General features: G+C 32.4%; 16 protein-coding genes. 8 read left to right on the forward strand and 8 right to left on the reverse strand.

Translation table 11 applies throughout. The annotated features are described in order from the left end of the window. The first annotated feature begins 26 nt into the window (after window positions 1-26). The 3 genes from LL966_RS01960 (at window position 27) to LL966_RS01970 (ending at window position 2,369) form a co-directional block, all read left to right on the forward strand. Window positions 27-1,064 (forward strand): sensor histidine kinase, encoded by a 1,038-nt coding sequence (locus LL966_RS01960; RefSeq protein ID WP_229349680.1) that lies wholly within the window; start codon window positions 27-29, stop codon window positions 1,062-1,064. Next, window positions 1,061-1,765 carry a LytR/AlgR family response regulator transcription factor gene (locus LL966_RS01965; RefSeq protein WP_229349682.1) on the forward strand — a complete coding sequence of 235 codons (705 nt, stop codon included), beginning with the start codon at window positions 1,061-1,063 and terminating at the stop codon, window positions 1,763-1,765. The genes LL966_RS01960 and LL966_RS01965 overlap by 4 nt, the downstream gene beginning before the upstream one ends. Window positions 1,766-1,895: 130 nt before the next feature. Continuing rightward, the gene (locus tag LL966_RS01970) at window positions 1,896-2,369 is read left to right on the forward strand and encodes a hypothetical protein (protein ID WP_229349684.1); all 474 of its coding nucleotides are present in this window, start codon (window positions 1,896-1,898) and stop codon (window positions 2,367-2,369) included. A gap of 135 nt (window positions 2,370-2,504) precedes the next feature. Here LL966_RS01970 and LL966_RS01975 read toward each other — a convergent pair whose 3' ends face one another. The 6 genes from LL966_RS01975 to LL966_RS02000 form a co-directional block, all read right to left on the reverse strand. Then, window positions 2,505-3,269 carry an SDR family oxidoreductase gene (locus LL966_RS01975; protein WP_229349686.1) on the reverse strand — a complete coding sequence of 255 codons (765 nt, stop codon included), beginning with the start codon at window positions 3,267-3,269 and terminating at the stop codon, window positions 2,505-2,507. Window positions 3,270-3,340: 71 nt separating this feature from the next. Continuing rightward, entirely contained in the window at window positions 3,341-4,069 is a 729-nt protein-coding gene (locus tag LL966_RS01980) for an SDR family oxidoreductase (protein WP_229349688.1), read from the reverse strand. A 437-nt stretch (window positions 4,070-4,506) separates the two neighbouring features. Next, window positions 4,507-5,430, reverse strand: coding sequence for a helix-turn-helix domain-containing protein (locus tag LL966_RS01985; RefSeq protein WP_229349690.1), 924 nt, complete (start codon window positions 5,428-5,430; stop codon window positions 4,507-4,509). Between the two features lie 311 nt (window positions 5,431-5,741). Beyond that, entirely contained in the window at window positions 5,742-6,308 is a 567-nt protein-coding gene (locus LL966_RS01990) for a 2'-5' RNA ligase family protein (RefSeq protein WP_229349692.1), read from the reverse strand. A 24-nt stretch (window positions 6,309-6,332) separates the two neighbouring features. Continuing rightward, entirely contained in the window at window positions 6,333-6,647 is a 315-nt protein-coding gene (locus LL966_RS01995; protein WP_229349694.1) for a hypothetical protein, read from the reverse strand. A gap of 495 nt (window positions 6,648-7,142) precedes the next feature. Beyond that, entirely contained in the window at window positions 7,143-8,174 is a 1,032-nt protein-coding gene (locus tag LL966_RS02000) for a helix-turn-helix domain-containing protein (RefSeq protein WP_229349696.1), read from the reverse strand. Window positions 8,175-8,281: 107 nt separating this feature from the next. Here LL966_RS02000 and LL966_RS02005 point away from each other — a divergent pair, with 107 nt between their 5' ends. The 3 genes from LL966_RS02005 (at window position 8,282) to LL966_RS02015 (ending at window position 13,465) form a co-directional block, all read left to right on the forward strand. Continuing rightward, entirely contained in the window at window positions 8,282-10,672 is a 2,391-nt protein-coding gene (locus LL966_RS02005; RefSeq protein WP_229349697.1) for a TonB-dependent receptor, read from the forward strand. A gap of 23 nt (window positions 10,673-10,695) precedes the next feature. Continuing rightward, a complete protein-coding gene (locus LL966_RS02010; RefSeq protein WP_229349699.1) occupies window positions 10,696-11,934 on the forward strand; it encodes a DUF4374 domain-containing protein in 1,239 nt (412 codons plus the stop codon). 73 nt (window positions 11,935-12,007) lie between these two features. Then, window positions 12,008-13,465 carry a PepSY-associated TM helix domain-containing protein gene (locus tag LL966_RS02015; RefSeq protein ID WP_229349700.1) on the forward strand — a complete coding sequence of 486 codons (1,458 nt, stop codon included), beginning with the start codon at window positions 12,008-12,010 and terminating at the stop codon, window positions 13,463-13,465. A 162-nt stretch (window positions 13,466-13,627) separates the two neighbouring features. Here LL966_RS02015 and LL966_RS02020 read toward each other — a convergent pair whose 3' ends face one another. Together LL966_RS02020 and arsC are read right to left on the reverse strand one after the other, a co-directional pair. After that, window positions 13,628-16,129, reverse strand: coding sequence for a TonB-dependent receptor domain-containing protein (locus LL966_RS02020; RefSeq protein WP_229349702.1), 2,502 nt, complete (start codon window positions 16,127-16,129; stop codon window positions 13,628-13,630). A gap of 90 nt (window positions 16,130-16,219) precedes the next feature. Continuing rightward, window positions 16,220-16,564, reverse strand: coding sequence for an arsenate reductase (glutaredoxin) (gene arsC / locus LL966_RS02025; protein ID WP_229349703.1), 345 nt, complete (start codon window positions 16,562-16,564; stop codon window positions 16,220-16,222). 116 nt (window positions 16,565-16,680) lie between these two features. Between arsC and LL966_RS02030 the strand changes: the two genes are divergently transcribed. Together LL966_RS02030 and LL966_RS02035 are read left to right on the forward strand one after the other, a co-directional pair. After that, on the forward strand, window positions 16,681-17,613 hold the full coding sequence (locus LL966_RS02030; RefSeq protein ID WP_229349705.1) for a CPBP family intramembrane glutamic endopeptidase: 933 nt from the start codon (window positions 16,681-16,683) through the stop codon (window positions 17,611-17,613). A 5-nt stretch (window positions 17,614-17,618) separates the two neighbouring features. Beyond that, window positions 17,619-18,662: an AMP-binding protein gene (locus tag LL966_RS02035; protein ID WP_229349707.1), complete on the forward strand. Its 1,044-nt coding sequence runs from the start codon at window positions 17,619-17,621 to the stop codon at window positions 18,660-18,662. Window positions 18,663-18,679 lie beyond the last annotated feature (17 nt).

Raw genomic sequence — 18,679 nt, forward strand, 5'->3', positions numbered from 1 at the left:
CTTTGTAACCTATTTCAAAATTAAGAATGAACAAAAAGATTGATAACATATTGGATAACAAATGGTGGCAAGAAGTTGCCGTTGTCCTTTTTTCCTTTACGATTTATACCTTAAAAAATGATTGGATGTTATTTAGTTCATTCATTTCGATTTTAATGGGGGTATTTTTCTATTGTATTTTATACATGCATGCGCAGTTTAACCGCTTTTTTCTGCTTCCGATATTATTCAAAGCCAATAAACCTTTTACTTATATAATTCTAACGCTCTTTGGTGTTTTTGTATTTTCTGTTGTTTTATATGAAATTACAATGCTGGATATGTTTGCTAAATGTCATTTGTATCAAAACTCACATCAAAGAAGTTACGCCTATCAATTGGCAAGTGTTTTAGGAACTTTGGTCTGCATTCTGAGTCCGATTATTGTATTTAAGTTTTATCGTATTCACAGAAAACAAACCGATGCGGCTTTATTGTTCAATCAAATGCAATTAAATTCATTGAAAGGACAATTAAATCCGCATTTTTTGTTCAATACTTTTAATACACTGTACGGAATCAGTCTTGAATTTCCAGACAGAACGCCAGATTTAATTATGAAAGTCTCGCAGTTAATGCGTTATCAATTAGAAAGCAACAGCAAACAGTGTGTTTCTTTAGAAGATGAACTAGAGTTTATAAACAGTTATGTGCAGCTCGAAAAAGAGCGTGTTGGTTATCGTTGCGATATTACAATTGATCATAAAGTCGACAAAGAATACACCTATAAAATTTCTCCAATGTTATTAATCGCATTTATTGAAAATGCTTTTAAACACGGAACTTGCGCGATCGAAAAGTGTTTTGTGAAAATTAATATTACGGTAGAAAATGGATTATTGCATCTTCATGTAACCAATTCAATTCCAAAGAAAACGGATGTTGTTTCTACTAAAATCGGTTTAAAAAATACGATTGAGCGTTTGAATTTAATTTATGGAAAAGACTATAAATTAGACATTCAAGACGATAAACAGACTTATATTGTTGATTTAGAAATACAACTTAAAAAGTTTGTAGGATGAAAGAAACAAAAAAATGTATAATTGTAGATGATGAACCCGCGGCGCATTATGTTTTGGCTAATTACATCAAACAAAATCCGCAATTGGAACTGGTTTTTCAAGGTTATAATGGCATTGAAGCGATGAATTATCTCCGAGAAAACACTGTCGATTTGATGTTTCTCGATATTAATATGCCCGAAATTTCGGGAATGGAATTATTAAAGATTCTTCCAACTCATCCAAAAACAATTCTGACAACGGCTTATTCTGAATTTGCTTTGGAAAGTTACGATTATGGAGTAATTGATTATCTCTTAAAGCCTATTTATTTTCCTAGATTTTTAAAAGCAATTGATCGTTTTTTTGCAACAGAAAACGTAAAAAAAGCAGAAGAAGCGGTCATCAATTCCGTTAGTGTAAAAGTCGATGGTTATTTTATTGAAATAGAACTGGATCAGCTTTTATTTGCGCAGAGTTTTGGCAATTACGTTAAGCTGCATACGATAAAACGAACTTATTTAGCATCTATTACAACAACTGAATTTGAGAAATGCCTGCCAGAGAAAAGTTTTATGAGAATTCATAAATCTTATATCGTAGCATTGGACAAAATTGATTCAACAGAGAAGGATTTTGTGGTTATTAAAAATGAAAGAATTCCAATCGGAATTACTTATAAAAGAGAATTGACAGATCGCTTAAAAAAACTCGAACAATAATTTTAAGAGTTTAAAGCTGTAGTTGATTTGACTTTAAAACGTTCAAAAAAATATTGCCACTTCATTTGTTCTTCATAAAAAAGTAGTAAATTTAATACGTTGTTTAGTGTTTAATTTAAAAAATGGAACCATGAAAAACGTGTTTTTAGCTTTTGCTTTTTTATGCAGCAGTTTTATAATTGCACAGGAAGGAACAAATATGAAAAAAGTAATTACGCCTCCAGAAAAGGTGAAATTTGCTTTTGAGAAAGAATATCCTGGAAAAGTGCCAGTTTGGTCTGAAGAATACGTGGGAGATGATGCAGATGAAGTTCGTTTTGAGGCAAGATATAATGTTACCAATACGACTAAAGCAGTTGCAATTTATGATAATTTAGGAAACATGAAAGCGTACGAATTGCAAATTACGTTTAGCCAGTTACCGCCAAAAGCACAAGCTTATTTAAAAAAGAATTATGCACCAAAAGCGATTAAAGAAATTGCGATGGTTGTTGATGATAAAAACAAAACAACTTATGAAGTTGGAGTAACCAAAGACACCAAATTTTATGATGTTGTTTTTGATAAGGATGGAGGTTTTGATGTCTCTATCGAAAAGAATTAAAAATGCTTACTAATTCAAATATTATTTGAAACGACAAACCCGATAAGTTTTTAAAGCTTATCGGGTTTTGTTTTTTATGAGTTATGTGTTATGAGTGAGACAATTACCAACAACCATCAACCATTAACCATTAAATTAAAGCATCATTCCGCCAGAAGCTTCAATTCTTTGTGCGTTTATCCAGCGTGCGTCTTCGGTACATAAAAAGGCGACAACTCCGCCAATATCATCTGGTAAACCTACTCTTCCTAAAGCTGTTACAGAAGCAATTTGCTGGTTCATTTGTTCATTGTCACGAACTACTCCACCTCCAAAATCTGTTTCGATTGCGCCAGGAGCTACCACATTTACTCTGATTTTTCTTGTACCTAATTCTTTTGCCTGATATTTGGTTAAAGTTTCAATTGCGCCTTTCATAGAAGCATAAGCTGCATAACCAGGGAATGAAAATCGTGCTAAACCTGTAGAAATATTTACAATTCCACCGCCGTCATTCATTACGTTCAATCCTTTTTGAGTTAAGAAAAACGGACCTTTGAATTGAATATTAGTCAATTGATCAAATTCAGCTTCAGTTGTGCCAATGAATGAATTGTGAATTCCAATTCCAGCATTGTTTATTAAAAAGTCGAATTTATCGGTTTTAAAAATGCTTTTTAAAGTTGATTCTACATTGTTAAAGAACGCATCAAAAGTTCCAGATTCAGCAACGTTCAATTGTAGTGAAGCGGCTTTCTGCCCCAAACTTTCGATTTCTTTTACCACTAAATCAGCTTCTTCTTTTTTACTGTTGTAAGTAATAATTACGTCGATTCCTTTTTTTGCAATCGCAATTGCCATATTTTTTCCTAAACCTCTGCTACCGCCTGTAACAAGAGCTATTTTTGTATTTACTGCCATAATTTTTTTAATTGATAATTGATAATTGATAATTGATTAGTTGTTAATTATCAATTATCCATTGTTAATTTTTAATTGTTCCCATGCATTGCATTAAAATGATTTCTTAACTCTTCTGCGCTTGCATTTAATCTGGTTTCGCTTGTTCCAAAGGTAAGTTCTTGTTTTCCGTCTTTTAGTTGTTCAAAAATAGATTCGATAAAACTGCTTACGCTTGGATGTGCGTCGTGAAGACCAATGCCGCCCAAATCTGTGTTTAATGCAGGTGGAATAATTTCTACTACTTCAATATTTTTTTCTTTTAATAAATGACGAAGCGAAAGCGTAAACGATCTGAAAAATGCTTTTGTAGCAGAATAAACTGGAACTTTTGCAAAAGGTGAAAATGCCAGTCCGGAAGTAACATTCATTACTGTTTTTAAAGATTTTAACTGAATAAATAAAGAAGTTAAATGCAATGGAGCTTCGATATTTGTACTTAGCTCAGCTTTCATGTTTTGGTAGAAATTGTCATCCGTTATTGAAATCCAATTTTGAATTCCTGCATTATTAATTAATACATTTAAATCAGGGTGATTTTCAGAAACCCATTCGTAAAGTGCAATTCGTTCTTGTTCTACAGATAAGTCGCATACTTTTGTAATTACTGAAGGAAATTTTGCTTTAACATCATTTAAAACAGATTCTCTTCTGCCGCAGATAATCACAGTATTGTTTTCTTGAATAAATCGTTCGGTAAGTCCAAGTCCGATACCGCTTGCACCTCCAGTTATTAAAATTTTATTGTTTGATAAATTCATCTTTTCGATCTTTTAAATTGATAAGACAAAGGTAGGATGGAAGTAGAAATGGGAAGTTGTAAATATCAAACCGATGTTTGCGAAATTCAAATCAGAATTAAAAATATCAATTACAATATCAATTACAATATCAATAAAAACAGCATTGCCTTGATTCTCATTTTATGTCCTCCTGAGCGAAGTCGAAGGACACGCAAAGTAGAACGTACTGTATGGATTTAGGATGAGATCCTTCGACTTCGCTCAGGAAGACAAACTTTGTGGTAACTATTCCTAAATCCCAATTCTCATTTTTTGTCCTCCTGTGCGAAGTCGAATGACACGCAAAGTAGGACGTACTGTACGGATTTAGCATGAGATCCTTCGACTTCGCTCAGGAAGACAAACTTTGTGTAGTAATCTAAAATCTAAAATCTACAATCTAAAATCTAATATATCTAACTCCTAAAAGCAATCGGCGTAAAAGAAGTTTGTTTTTTAAAGAAATTAGAAAAATGAGCTAATTCTTCAAATCCAAGTGAATAGGCGATTTCAGAAATATTCCAATCGGTTTGTTTTAAAAGGATTTTTGCTTCGTTGGTTAATCTGGAACTGATTAATTCGGTTGTAGTTTTTCCGGTGTTTTCCTTTAAAACTTTATTTAAATGATTGACGTGAACCGATAATCTTTCTGCAAAATCTTTGGCAGTTCTCAGCTCTAATCTTTGATTTGGAGATTCTATTGGAAATTGTCTTTCTAATAATTCTGCAAATAAAGAAGAAACTCTCGCTGCCGAATTGTGTTTAGAATATAAAGCGGTTATAGGTTGTAATTTTTGTCCGAAGTGAATTAACTCCGCCACATAATTTCGAATCAAATCGTATTTGTATATATAATTAGAATTGATTTCTTTTTGTATCTTTTTGAAAATCAAGGCGACTTCTCCGACTTCTTCATCAGATAATTGAAAAATAGGATAACCATCTGAAGCGAAAATAGGAAGTTCGTCCAAATCAATTCCGCTCTTATTTTTGGATAAAAATTCACTGGTAAAAACACAAAATTGTCCACCTTGATTGGTGTCTTGCGGTAAATAATTGTATGGGATTTTTGGTGTTGCAAATAACAATCCTTGTTTTTCGATTTCGATTATCTTATCTGCATATTCAGCTTTATTGTGTCCTCTAATTAAACTTATTTTATAATAAGCTCTTCTGTCATAAGGCATTCCGGGTTTCCCTTTCATACGCTCCAAAAGTTCTTGAATATCGAAAACATTAAAATGACCAATTTCTTTCTGAATGTCGTTTGGAAGTAAAGAATTAGGTTCAATTGATGAACCTTCGGTAATGTCTTGGTAAAATGAATCTAGGGATTTCATATCGTGATGAATTGCGAAATTCAAATATACGAAAAATATAAAGATTGGTTTTGGTTTGTTTCAAGTTTCATGTTTCAGGTTGTTTTGCTTTGTGTTTGTTTAACCGCAAAGCACGCAAGGTTTTTTCGCAAGGTTCGCAAAAGTACTATACACATTTTATGTCTTCCTGAGCGGAGTCGAAGGATCTGCGCTCCTATAGTATTGCATGCTAAATTACTAGCGTGTCCTTCGACTCCGCTCAGGAGGACAAGCGATAGTGTTAAATACAAAAAAAACTTTGTGAACTTTGTGCTAACCTAGCGCCTTTGCGGTTAGAACAAGCTTCCTTGAACGAATTCAGGATCTGGATTGCTTCCGAAAGGAAAAGAATCCATTACAAAAAACTGCTTCACTTTGGGATCAAATTCTCTTAAAACAATTTCATTACAGTCAAATTGAAGATGGATTGTGGTAAAAAGCTCAGAAGCTATTTTTAGATTTTCGGGAGTCAGTCGCCTTCCAATTGACATATGCGGATTATCACTTTTTTTTAATTTCAAAGACTTTAAAGTTTCATGAATCTTTTTTATAATAGGCACAAGATTATTTTTTGAATCTTCGTTTACTCCAATATAAAAAGCTCCAGCATTCGGAAAAGAATCAAAATGATTTAAAGAAACTTGGAAAGGTGTAAATGTGTCAGAAATTTTAAAAAGCTTTTGTTTGATCGAGTCAAGTTGAAATTCATCAATAGTAAATTCGCAGATGGTAATGTGAGCTGCAGAGTTGCAACTGCTGTACCAATTTTTATGAACTTTACTTTTCAAGAGGTCTTTCAATTCTTTAACAGGACCTACGATTTTTTTCGAATAAAAAACAACTGAATATGTTTTTTCCATTTTGTTAAGCTTTAAAAAGCAAAATTAAAGCTTTCCTTTCAAATGTAATCGATGCAGAATCTCCGATTTCAATAAACCGCTTCCACCGCCAAAATGTTCAATTACTTCTACATCAGGATGATTTTTCAGGCAAAAAGAAGTAAATTCTTTTTCAATATGATCTTTGATTCCAGAACTCAAAAGAACAATGTCTATCTTATTATTTTCAAAGTAATTCTGGGCTTCTTTTTCATTGTTAAAAGCAACTGCATTCCAGTTTTCATCTGCATTGACAAGACGTAGTAAAATGGCTAAAATGGCTTCGTTTTTTCCGAGTAGTAAGAATTCAAGAGTTTTCATGAGATCTAATTTAAGTGAAAAAGATAGAATATTTCTAATCTAAAATTGTTTAAACAAAAATAGATAAGGAACCTTGAAATCAAACTTAATCTAGGACAAGAAAAGTATATTTTTTTTGATGTTTTGGAGATTTATCAGAATTAGCCGATTTATCTTTTTTTAAAATTATGTTAAAGTTGAAATGATAGCGCGTTGCAAAACAGTTGATTAGCTTTATAATTACTATTTTTTAACATAAATATGAGGAAAACCGTAAGGTAATTTCTGTTTCGGCTCCTAATTTTGCCATGTAAAAATTTAAGAACGATGATATTCTTTGCCTTTTTAGATGTCATTTTAAGTTTTTATACTGTTTTTGGAGAAACATTTTTTAGAATTAATTTTGACATATTCATTTGATCGTGGGTAATTGTATAAGTTTGCAATATACATTAATGTCGAATTTTTAAGGGTTTTAAGATTAAGTCGACAGACGAAATTTTAAAGCCCTTTTTTTTAGAATAAAAGTGAAAATCCAATTAACCAAATTTTTATAAAATCGGTATTGAGCTTAAATTTTTGAGGAGAAAAGCCATAAAAATTTTTAAAAGCAGCCGAAAAATGCGAAACATCTTTGTAGCCGCATTTATAAGCTACTTCGCTAACTGTTGCCTTTTTATTTTGAAATAATTCTTTGGCTTGTTCCATTCTAAGCTTTATGATATAGCTTTTGACAGTTGTGCCAAAACAGGCTTTAAATCCTTTTTTTAATTTGAATTCGTTTAGCGAAATAAGTCTTGAAAGTTCGGGTAGAGTAGGTGTGTTTCGATAGTCGTTGTCTAGTATTTTTTTTGCTTCTAATAATTTAGTGTAATCTTCTTCATCAATATTTTCTTGTACTGAAAGTTTTGTATTAAGGGTTTCTAGCTGATAAATCAAAAGCTCCTTAATTTTACTTTCTATATAAATCCTTTTCAGCGCACCTTGTCTTGTACAGTTTTTTATTTCGTGCGTAACCCATTGTATAGCAGGAGTAAAAGGAAGATATTTTGAAGTTAAATAACTTGATTTTTTATTTAAAATGTTTCTTGAGAATTTTTCATGAAGCTGCCAATCTTCATTAATTATATTATAATAAAATTCTTTAGATAGAATTATGGATAAATAATTAATTGGCGTTAAAGGCGGAATAGTAAAAGAAGCTTTGAAGTTGTCTGTATAAAATATATTGTGTGTGTTTTTTTTAGAGTATTTCTCTCCTTCCAAATGCTCAATCTTAGTTTCGACGTTACTGCTGTAGATAAAATTCATCACAACAGATTCTTCGTCAATTTCAAAAATAACGGTTTTAGAAGTAGAAAAATACATCTGAGTATCTAGCAAAACTAAGCCTTCAGTAATTAAATGACGACTTGCTATTTTTTCTGTATCGTTATTTTCGATCTTAATATTTTCTTCCGTTAATATGCTTTTGGGATAGTATTTATCTCCAATTTTAATTTTTACTATTGGGGTTTCTGGTGTTAAAAGTGTGGCTTCGATTTTCAAAATTTAATCCGTTTTTACAAAATAATAATCCGTTTTTCCCTATCTTTTTTCAAGACGTTGATGGTACTTTTGCAGCAAAGTTATTTATAATTAGTCTAATTAAAGATATGTCAACTCAAAAAAAAATATTTTATAGTTTATTTTTACTTATTACGTTCTTATCATTTTCCCAGCAAAATCAAGGTATCACAGTGTCTGGACAAGTTGCAGAAAATTCTGGTCAAACCATTCCTTTCGCAACGATTATTATCGAAAAAACGGGTTTAAGTGTAATTTCAGATGAAAATGGAAACTTTATTTTTAAAAATGTACCCGCAGGAAAACACACCTTAAAAATTTCTGCAATTGGTTTTGCGGTTTATAAAAAACAGATTGAAGTTTCAGGCAACTTGAATATTCCAGTAAAAATGGAAACCGAGTCACAAGAATTAGAAAATGTATCCGTAATAGGACGTTCGACAGTTGATAAGGTCAATAAACAAGCTTATAACGTAACTGCTGTTGATGCGAAAAAACTCCACAACTCCACTTTAGATTTGGCACATGCCTTAGATAGGGTATCTGGCGTACGTTTTCGAGAAGCTGGAGGTGTTGGTTCTCGATCAGAATTATCAATTAATGGATTTTCTGGCAACCAAATTAAAATTTTTATTGATGGAGTACCAATGGATAATTTCGGCTCGTCTTTTCAAATTAATAATATTCCAATTAACCTAGCTGATCGTGTAGAGGTTTACAAAGGTGTTGTGCCTATTTGGCTGGGAGGAGATGCTTTAGGAGGAGCTGTTAATATCGTAACAAATAGCAAACCCCGAACGTATGTGGATGCTTCTTATTCCTTTGGATCATTCAACACTTTTAAAACTGCTATAAATGCAGGTTATACTTCAAAAAGTGGTTTTACAACAGAGATTAATGCATTTCAAAATTATTCTGATAATAATTATTGGGTAAATGTTGAAACTAATGATTTGGAAACCGGTAAATATTATCCAGAAACACGAGTAAGAAGATTTCATGATAATTACCATAATGAAACTGTAATCTTTAATATTGGAATTACGGGTAAAAAATATGCCGATAAATTAATGTTTGGTTTTACTGCGGGACAAAACAAGGCCGATATTCAAACCGGAGCCAGAATGGTTGCAGTATTTGGAGAAAGATATAGACGCGGGAATACTTTGATGCCTACTTTAAAATATCAAGTAAAAGATTTGTTTACAAAAGGGTTGAATGTAGATGTAACTGGAAATTTTAATTTTGGATATGAACAAACTGTAGATACCGTAAATAGACGATACAATTGGTTTGGGCAGTATACACAAAACGCAGGTCCAGGTGGAGAAGCTGGTAGATCCCTGTATAAATTTAAAAACAATAATGGAATAGCCACTTTCAATGCGAACTATGCTATTGGGGAGCATCATTCGTTCTTAATAAACAATACATTTAACACATTTGACCGCAAAGGAAGTGATGAACTTTATCCTGAGTCGATAACGTACCAGCAGCCTGAAAAGCTACAAAAGAATATTTTGGCAGCTGGCTACAAATTTGACTACAATCAAAAATGGAGCACCTCATTATTTGTAAAAAACTATACTTTAAAGACTACTCTTACAAGAAGTTATAATCCTTCTGGAAACTGGGGAGATGTTGCCTATATGGAGTTAAATGATAAGTCATCTTCTTTAGGTTACGGAGGGGCAACCAGCTATTATTTAAAGCAAAATGTACAGCTAAAGGCTTCTTATGAAAAAACCTATAGATTACCTACATCCAATGAAATTTTTGGTGATCCCAATGATAATTTACAAGGCAATAATAATTTAAAACCAGAATCAAGTAACAATATTAATTTAGGTTTTAGTTATCAAACTAATTTTAATGACTTTAATGCCTTAACATTTGATGTGAATGGTATTTATCGTGATGCTACTGATTTTATTCGTACTGAATTTAATAATAATCAGAACAAAACTGTAACTGTTAATCAAGGAAGTGTTAGAACAAAAGGTATTGATGGAGAGATTCGATACTCTTACAAAAAGCGATTTACATCTGGTATTAATATGACTTACCAAGATATACGCAATATGACCAAATACGAACCAGAGCAAAATTATGTTTCCTATTACTATAAAGACAGGGTGCCCAATATTCCTTACTTGTTTAGTAATCTAGATGCAACAGTTTTTTTTAACGATGTATTTAAAAAAGGAAATAATTTATCTGCTGGCTATAATCTTCTTTATGTACACGCCTATTATTTGTACTGGCCAAGTAGAGGGGGTACAAGTGGTAAGCACGATATTCCTACACAGCTTAAGCATGATTTAAACTTGGTTTACACTATGGCTAACGGAAAATACAACGTCGCCTTAGAATGTCAAAACTTATTGGATAATGAACTTGTAGATAATTTTTCACTTCAAAAACCTAGTCGTGCTTTTTATCTAAAATTTAGATACTTCTTTAACAAATCGAATAAATAATTTTAATATAAATTTTAATACTTATGAAAACAATTACCAAATTACCTTTACTGTTAGCAGCATTTGCTTTCACTTTTGCTTCATGTGAGAGTAACGATGAGCAAAATGAAGGAGCTAGTGGAGAAACAGGAAAATCAAAATATATAGTTACCGTTTCTACAGGAGCAACAGGAGTAGCAGATTATTTATTAACTGCAGACGACGTTTCAAAAGGATCAATTACAACAGCAGGAAACGGATTAGAACAAGACGGTACTTATCGTTATTATTTATCAACGCAAAATAAATTTTTTAGTTTCCTTTACGGTCAAGGAAATCCAGGAGCTGTTACTACATATGGTTTGACTACGAATGGAGTTTTAACTAAGACTTCAAATTTCCAAGCTGAGACAGTTCAAGTTTTTGCACCAGTTAACAAAGATATTTTAATGGTAAAAGTTCCTAGAAGTGGTGCTTCAATTTCTTATATGTATAAAGTTGATGCAGAACAATCTGTACTTACAGGAACAGTATCACAAGATACTAGACTTTTAATTGGAAATAAAAATCCAGATTTAGCAGAAAGAGCGCATTTTACTTGGGCAACTCAAGTAGGAGATAAAGTATTTATGCCTTATATGAAAATTAATGGTATTGCTCCTGATACTTTTGGAACAAGACATGCTGATAGTACTTGGGTAGCGGTATATAGTTATCCAGACTTAAAATTAGAAAAAGTAATTAAAGATAACCGTACAAGTTACTTAGGGGCTTATTTTACTAATGGATTGTTTCAAGATGAAAAAGGAGATGCTTATGGATTTTCTGGAGCAATTGGAACATCAAATGGCGTAGTTAGCTCTACAAAACCTTCGGCTGTTGTTAGAATTAATAAAGGTACAACAGAATTTGACAAATCTTACTTCTTTAATGTTCAAGAAAAATCAGGTGGATACAAAATTTCTTCGACAAGTTATATCTCAAATGGTAAGTTCTTATTGTTAATGTACGGAACTGCTGGAACCAATTCTGGAACTGTTAAGTTAGCTGTTGCTGATGTATACAACCAAACTTTTAAATGGGTTACTGGTATGCCTTCTGTATTGTCAAATGCTACTACTCGTTATAATATTACAACAGAAGATGGTAATTCAGCTATTCTTGGTGTAAATACACCTGACGGAAACTGGATTTACTCTATCAACGGTACAACTGCTGTTGCTACACAAGGCATGAAAGTTGAAGGCGGTCAAATTACCGCAATTCAGAAATTAAAATACTAATATTTTTTTGCCGTAAGTCCTTGTTTTAATGAGGACTTGCGGTTTTTTTATTTATCCTATTTATCTATCCATTATGTTTTCTTCGTCAAAACCAAAACCCAATAATAATAAGAAAAAAAGTAAAAAATCGCTTTTCAAGCGTATTATGGCCTGGCTTCACTTGTGGCTTGGTTTAGCGTCTGGAGTCATCGTAGTTATTGTCAGCCTTACGGGCTGCATTTATGTTTTTGAACACGAAATCAAAGATTTTATCGAAGACTGGCGTTTTGTAAAACCTCAGGAAAAAGCATTTTTACTGCCTTCCCAATTGGTTTCAATTGCAGATAAAAAAATGAAAGATAAAAAAGCTACAAGTGTCACTTTCGGAGAAAAACACGAAGCGGCTATTGTAGGCTACTTTGTAGAGAAAAAAGAAAAGGGTGAAAAAGGCGGTCGAGGAGAAAAAGGGGAACATAAGAGAGGAGAAAGAAAAAAAGATTTCGCTAAAAATGAAGGCGAAAAAGCAAAATCAGATGCAAAATCTCAAGTAAAACCCGGCGAAAAGGGCAAAGGCAAAGGAAAAGATGAAAAACGTAAAGGTGGCAGAAGATCTGGAACTTTTATCAGCGTTTATATGAATCCATACACGGGAGAAATATTAAACGTAAAAACTTTTTCTAGAGGCGATTCACCAGATTTTTTCAGATGGATATTAAACGGACACCGGGCTTTGTGGCTGCCTTATGATATAGGGAGGCCAATTGTAGGTGTTGCAGTTTTAATTTTTGTGGTTTTATTAATTTCGGGTATCGTTTTATGGTGGCCAACCAAATGGATTAAATCAATTATTGATAAAAGTTTTAAAATTAAATGGGATGCCAGCTTTAAACGTGTCAATTATGACATGCATAATGTTTTTGGTTTTTACAGCTGTATATTTCTATTTTTTATTGCTGTAACAGGTTTAGTTTGGAGTTTTGGATGGTGGAGTAAATCATTGTATTGGGTAACTTCTGGAGGTAAACCATTGACAGAAAACCGCGAATCTCCAAAATCGGATACCACAAACGTGGTCGCATTTAATATTACGACTGCCGATAAAGTTTTATTGAATTTAAGAAAAGAAAATCCGCAAGCATCTGGAATCTTAATTAGTATTCCCGGAAAACCTGCAGATCCAATTGGTGCTTTTGTTTACAAGCAAAAAAACACCTATTACAATATGGATCGTTACAGTTACGATCAACAGTCTTTGAAAGAGATTTCAATTAAAACTCCTTTCTCAGGGAAATATGTAGAAGCAAATATTCCAGACAAAATCAGACGTATGAATTATGATATTCACGTGGGAAGTGTTCTTGGACTAACAGGAAAAATAATTGCATTTTTTGCCAGTTTAATTTCTGCAACTTTACCCATCACAGGATTTATAATTTGGTGGGGTAAACAGAAATGGGGTAAAAAGAAGCCCGCCGCAAAACCAAAAGTGGCAGCTAAAGCAATTCCTGTTCCTAAATTGAAAAATACAGCAGAACAAGAAGTTACTGCTTAAAAATAGTAAAACTGGTTTTTAATTCTTTTTTGTTTTTTTTTGATTAAAGGCAAAGCTCAACAAGCTTTGCCTTTTTGTTTTTTAGATTTAAAATAAAAAAAATTCCAAATCCCAATCTTAAAAATTGGAATTTGGAATTTTAATATTGAAGTTTAACTAAAATTATCCTGGAAATTCTCCACCGTCTCCGCCGCTTTCGTTATTTTTTGGCATATTTTTATCTCTCTCACCTTTTGGTTTATTGAAACGGTAAGTGAATGATAAATTGAACTGACGTTTACGGAATTGGAATTCGCTATACGAATTTACATTTTCTAGATAGGTATAAGATCTCATTTTTCTAGAATTGAAAACATCGCTAATATTAAATGCAATTGTTGCTTTATCTTTCAATACATCTTTACTAAAAGCAGTATTCATTCCGAATTGACCTAAGTTTTTACCTTGAGCTGTTTTTTGCTCTCCGTTGTACATTCCAGTCAATTGCCAATCAATTTTGTAAGGTAAGGTAACTTTAGAGTTTATTCTTGCAAACCAAGAGTTAGCCTGATTGTCTAAATTCTGAACAATTACGTTTCCTTGAGTATCTGTATAGCTGTTTTCTCCAGTTGTTTTTACATTGAAGAAGTTAAAGTTACTGTTTAATTTCCACCATTTGTACGGTGTATAGTTGAATGTAAATTCGAAACCAAATTTTTGTTCTCTTCCTAAGTTGATAGGAGAACTTTTAATTACTGGCGTACCATCAACTACTTCACCTGGTGCAGGAGTTACCACTTCACCGTCTGGAGTTACAACATCACCAGTAGGAGATCTTACAAAGCTGAAAACGTCTTTTGTGTTTTCAAAATAAGCCGAAGTATTAAAAGTTACTTTGTCCCATCTTTTGATGTATCCAATATCATATTTATCTGTCAAAGAAGGATCTAAATCAGGGTTTCCTTGAAAGATATTGATGTTACTGGCATAGTTTACCGCAGGATTCATGAAACGTCCTCTAGGTCTCGATAAACGCTTGCTATAACTTGCCGAGAAATTACTTTGATCTGAAATTTCGTAACTAACAAAAGCACTTGGAAATAAATTGTTGTATTTTTTAGTGTTGAAATCGCTATTATCTAATAAGTTAACTTGTATGTTGGTGTCTTCCCATCTTAAACCAAACAAATAGGAAAATTTATTTACTTTAAAACCATATTGTGTATAAAGCGCATTGATGTTTTCTTTGTATTCTAACGTATTTGATAAATTAGGGTTTAATACACTTTGACCATTTGCATCAAGATTACTAACATTATAGATATTATTCAAATCTCCAAAGCTTCCTTTGTAACCTGCTTCAAACTGTCCACCTTTTCCAAGAGGCAACACATAATCAACTTGTGCTAAAACTTGCTTTTGCACTTGATTATTTAATGTGGTATCAAAATTTGGAGAAGCCGTAATAGTACTATTGCTATCATCTGTATTTCTTGAGATAGAAAGATCTGCCGTAAGTTTGTGTCCTTTATCGTTGAAATTTTTAATTAAGTTTGATGTAAATTCAACATTTTCACTACCTGTATCAGCATTGTTCAAACGGTAAGATGTTCCTGTAAAAGCTTGATTAGCATCATAATTATAATAATTAATCAAATCACGGTCATCACCAGTATTTTTTTGATAATTAATAGCATTGGTCCAGAAAGTTGTTGGAGTAAGTGTCCATTCTACTCCAGCTCTTCCGTTAAATCCGTTTCTAACACGTTTAGTGTCACGGGTTTCATCTAAGAAACTTTTTGTAGTTCCATCAGCATTTAAATATTCAGAATTTGTTTTACCAGCTCCCTCATTTGTTCTGTAATTATATCCGGCTGTTGTAAAGTAATTTAATTTTTCTGTTTTATAATTCACATTAGCACTTAAACCATAAGTTTCTGGTAAACCTGTCGAAGCAATTAAAGTTCCGTTAAAACCTTGATTTTTACCTTTTTTAAGCACAATGTTTATAATTCCAGAACCTCCTTCTGCATCATAACGTGCAGATGGATTGGTAATAACTTCTACTTTATCGATAGCATCAGCAGGAAGTTGTCTTAAAGCTTCAGCCATATTAATAGCTTGTGAAGGTCTTCCGTCAATTAAAATACGAATGTTATCGCTTCCTCTTAAACTAACATTTCCTTCAGTATCAACAGAAACAGAAGGTACATTGTCTAAAACGTCGCTAACGCTTCCGCCTTTTACAATCATATCTTGACCAACGTTGTAAACTTTTTTGTCTAGTTTTATTTCAACTGTCGATTTTTCAGCGCGAACTACAACTTCATTAAGTTGCGCAGCATCTTCAGATAAATTAACAACACCTAAATTAGTGTCATTTTGAATGCTTTTTTGTTTGATTTCAGTTGATTTAAAAGAGATAAATTCAACTTTTATATCGTAAGTTCCTGGTGCAACAGCAACTTCAAATTCTCCCTTTGGATTGGTAATCCCGCCAGCAATAACTTTAGTATCATTAGGAGCTGTAATAGAAATAGTAGCATATTCTAAAGGTTGTTTGCTTACTTTTTCTAAAACTTTTCCGCTGACTTTTACTTTGTTGCCGCCAGGCCCTTGTTGTGAGTAATTATACACACTTGTAAACAAGAATACAAGCAGTATAGCAAATTTGATTTTTTTCATTTTCTGGTTTTCTTTTCTCTTTAGACGGCAAATGTAGTTTTTGGTTTAAAGAAAGAAATCACAAAAAAATGTTAATGAAGTATTTTAGAATCAATCTAAAAAAGAAGCAACAAGATCTGGATCTCTGCCAATAATAGCTTTTCCGTCTTTTACAACAATAGGTCTTTCTATTAAAATTGGATTTTCGACCATCGCATTTATAATTTGTTCTTCGTTTAAAGTTTTTCCTTTAAAGTTTTCGATCCAGACTTTTTCTTTGGTTCTGACTAACTGAATTGGCTCTATGTTAAGTTGTTTGAGTAATTTTTTTAGTTGGTCAAAAGTTGGTGTTTCTGTCAAATAAGGAATGATTTCAAATTCTTGTTTTGAATTTTCTATAAATGCAAGACAGTTTCTTGATTTTCCGCATCTCGGATTATGATAGATTTGTATCATTTTGTTATATTTAAGGGTTCAAATATTTGTAAGGCAAAAAAGAGGTAGTTTTGCAATGCCAAAAGTAAGATTTACTTATGGAATTTGAATTCTCATTTTTTTTAAATTTTAAATTTATGTTTTTAGAACAAGGAATTAAGCCTGAAAATAAATTTTGGAAATATCTCTTGGGATCTGTTTTTATTATAGCGGCTTCTTTTTTAGGACAGATGCCGCTTATTGGCGTGGTGTTTTATAAAGCTTTTAGTGAGGGCAAGGCTTTTCCAACAACAAATGATGATGTTATGAAAATGTTCGAGTCTAATACAACTCTGTTCCTTGTAATGATTTCGTTTGTTTTTGCCTTTGCAGGAATTTATTTTGTTGTCAGATTCATTCACCATCAAACATTATTATCAATAACTACGGCACGACCAAAAACAGACTGGAAACGAATTTGGTTTTCTTTCTTTTTATGGACTTTTATTTCGCTGGTTAGTTTTTCAATCGTTTATCTAAGCTCTCCTGAAAAATTTGTTTTAAGTTTTAAATTAGTTCCGTTTCTAATTTTAGTTGTTTTAGGTTCTATATTAATCCCGATACAAACCAGTACAGAAGAATATGTTTTTAGAGGGTATTTAATGCAAGGATTTGCCAATTTGGCTAGAAATAGATGGTTTCCTCTCGTGATGACTTCAGTTATTTTTGGTTCTATGCATTGGTTTAATCCTGAAGTAGTTAAAATGGGAAATATTGTAATGATTTATTACATAGGAACAGGATTGTTTTTAGGGGTTATCACTTTGATGGATGAAGGAATGGAGTTGGCATTAGGATTTCATGCGGCAAATAATCTCGTGGGCGCACTTTTGGTTACTTCAGATTGGACCGTTTTTCAAACTTATTCCATATTTAGAGATTTGTCAGAACCATCAGCAGGAATTGATGTGATTCTGCCAGTTGTAATTATATATCCAATTTTACTTTTCATTTTTAGCAAAAAATATAGTTGGACAAATTGGAAAGAAAAATTATCAGGCAAGATTAAAAATGTAGAAGTAAAAAATTAAAAAGTATGCAAAACTTAACTCATAACAACGTTCATAATTATTTTAAGCTAAACGGTTATCATTTAAATGCAAAAGATTTATGCCGAGCTGCTTATAGTTATGTTAAAGAAGGTGACGCCTACGAAAGATCAATTGGTGAATTCTTTTTAGATTGGTTTGATAAAAAGGATTATATCGAAATGACAACTTCGGGAACTACTGGACTGCCAAAATTGGTAAGATTAGAAAAAAAAGCAATGATCCAGTCTGCACTAGCAACGGGTGATTTTTTTGATTTAAAACCTGGTGATAAAGCTTTATTATGCCTTCCGACACAATTTATTGCAGGAAAGATGATGTTGGTGCGCAGTTTAATTTTAGGATTAGAATTAGATGTTGTTTCGCCAAGTCTTCATCCGTTAGAATTAAATACGACTTTGTACGATTTTGTTGCGATGGTGCCGCTTCAGGTTCAAAATTCAATCAAAGGACTTTCAAAAGTTCGTAAACTTGTAATAGGAGGTGCTAAAATGGATTCTTCTTTAGAAGAAAAACTTTTACCGCTTAAAACAGAGATTTATGAAACTTACGGAATGACAGAAACCATCACGCATATTGCTGCGAAACGTTTGGGAGACTCTGTTTTTTCAATTCTGCCAAATGTAAAAATATCGCAAGATGAACGCGGATGCTTGGTTATCAATGTTGCTACAATTTCTGACGAAGCGATTGTAACGAATGATTTGGTAGAATTAATAAACGATCAGCAATTTATCTTTTTAGGAAGAATTGACAATGTAATTAATAGTGGAGGAGTGAAGCTGATTCCTGAACAGATTGAAGCCAAATTAACTGGGAAAATAAATAGCAGGTTTTTTGTAACTGGACTTCCGGATACTACTTTGGGAGAAAAATTAGTTTTAGTTATTGAAGGAGAAAAACAAGATTTTGCTTCTGATTTCTTTGATGTTTTAGGTAAATATGAAAAGCCGAAAGAAATAGTTTTTGTTTCAAAATTCAAAGAAAACGAAAATGGAAAATTACTGCGAAAGCCTACCTTGCAGGATTAAATTCCAAATATCAAAAT

This window comes from Flavobacterium chungbukense, from assembly GCF_020805785.1.
GTDB lineage: Bacteria > Bacteroidota > Bacteroidia > Flavobacteriales > Flavobacteriaceae > Flavobacterium > Flavobacterium chungbukense.

What these genes read in the sequence shown, in the direction of transcription:
- LL966_RS01975 (WP_229349686.1), bottom strand. Translation starts at nt 3,269, where the DNA reads ATGGCAGTAAATACAAAAATAGCTCTTGTTACAGGCGGTAGCAGAGGT.
- LL966_RS01960 (WP_229349680.1), top strand. Translation starts at nt 27, where the DNA reads ATGAACAAAAAGATTGATAACATATTGGATAACAAATGGTGGCAAGAA.
- LL966_RS02020 (WP_229349702.1), bottom strand. Translation starts at nt 16,129, where the DNA reads ATGAAAAAAATCAAATTTGCTATACTGCTTGTATTCTTGTTTACAAGT.
- LL966_RS02005 (WP_229349697.1), top strand. Translation starts at nt 8,282, where the DNA reads ATGTCAACTCAAAAAAAAATATTTTATAGTTTATTTTTACTTATTACG.
- LL966_RS01990 (WP_229349692.1), bottom strand. Translation starts at nt 6,308, where the DNA reads ATGGAAAAAACATATTCAGTTGTTTTTTATTCGAAAAAAATCGTAGGT.
- LL966_RS02035 (WP_229349707.1), top strand. Translation starts at nt 17,619, where the DNA reads ATGCAAAACTTAACTCATAACAACGTTCATAATTATTTTAAGCTAAAC.
- LL966_RS02010 (WP_229349699.1), top strand. Translation starts at nt 10,696, where the DNA reads ATGAAAACAATTACCAAATTACCTTTACTGTTAGCAGCATTTGCTTTC.
- LL966_RS02030 (WP_229349705.1), top strand. Translation starts at nt 16,681, where the DNA reads ATGTTTTTAGAACAAGGAATTAAGCCTGAAAATAAATTTTGGAAATAT.
- LL966_RS01965 (WP_229349682.1), top strand. Translation starts at nt 1,061, where the DNA reads ATGAAAGAAACAAAAAAATGTATAATTGTAGATGATGAACCCGCGGCG.
- LL966_RS02015 (WP_229349700.1), top strand. Translation starts at nt 12,008, where the DNA reads ATGTTTTCTTCGTCAAAACCAAAACCCAATAATAATAAGAAAAAAAGT.
- LL966_RS01985 (WP_229349690.1), bottom strand. Translation starts at nt 5,430, where the DNA reads ATGAAATCCCTAGATTCATTTTACCAAGACATTACCGAAGGTTCATCA.
- LL966_RS01980 (WP_229349688.1), bottom strand. Translation starts at nt 4,069, where the DNA reads ATGAATTTATCAAACAATAAAATTTTAATAACTGGAGGTGCAAGCGGT.
- LL966_RS01995 (WP_229349694.1), bottom strand. Translation starts at nt 6,647, where the DNA reads ATGAAAACTCTTGAATTCTTACTACTCGGAAAAAACGAAGCCATTTTA.
- LL966_RS01970 (WP_229349684.1), top strand. Translation starts at nt 1,896, where the DNA reads ATGAAAAACGTGTTTTTAGCTTTTGCTTTTTTATGCAGCAGTTTTATA.
- arsC (WP_229349703.1), bottom strand. Translation starts at nt 16,564, where the DNA reads ATGATACAAATCTATCATAATCCGAGATGCGGAAAATCAAGAAACTGT.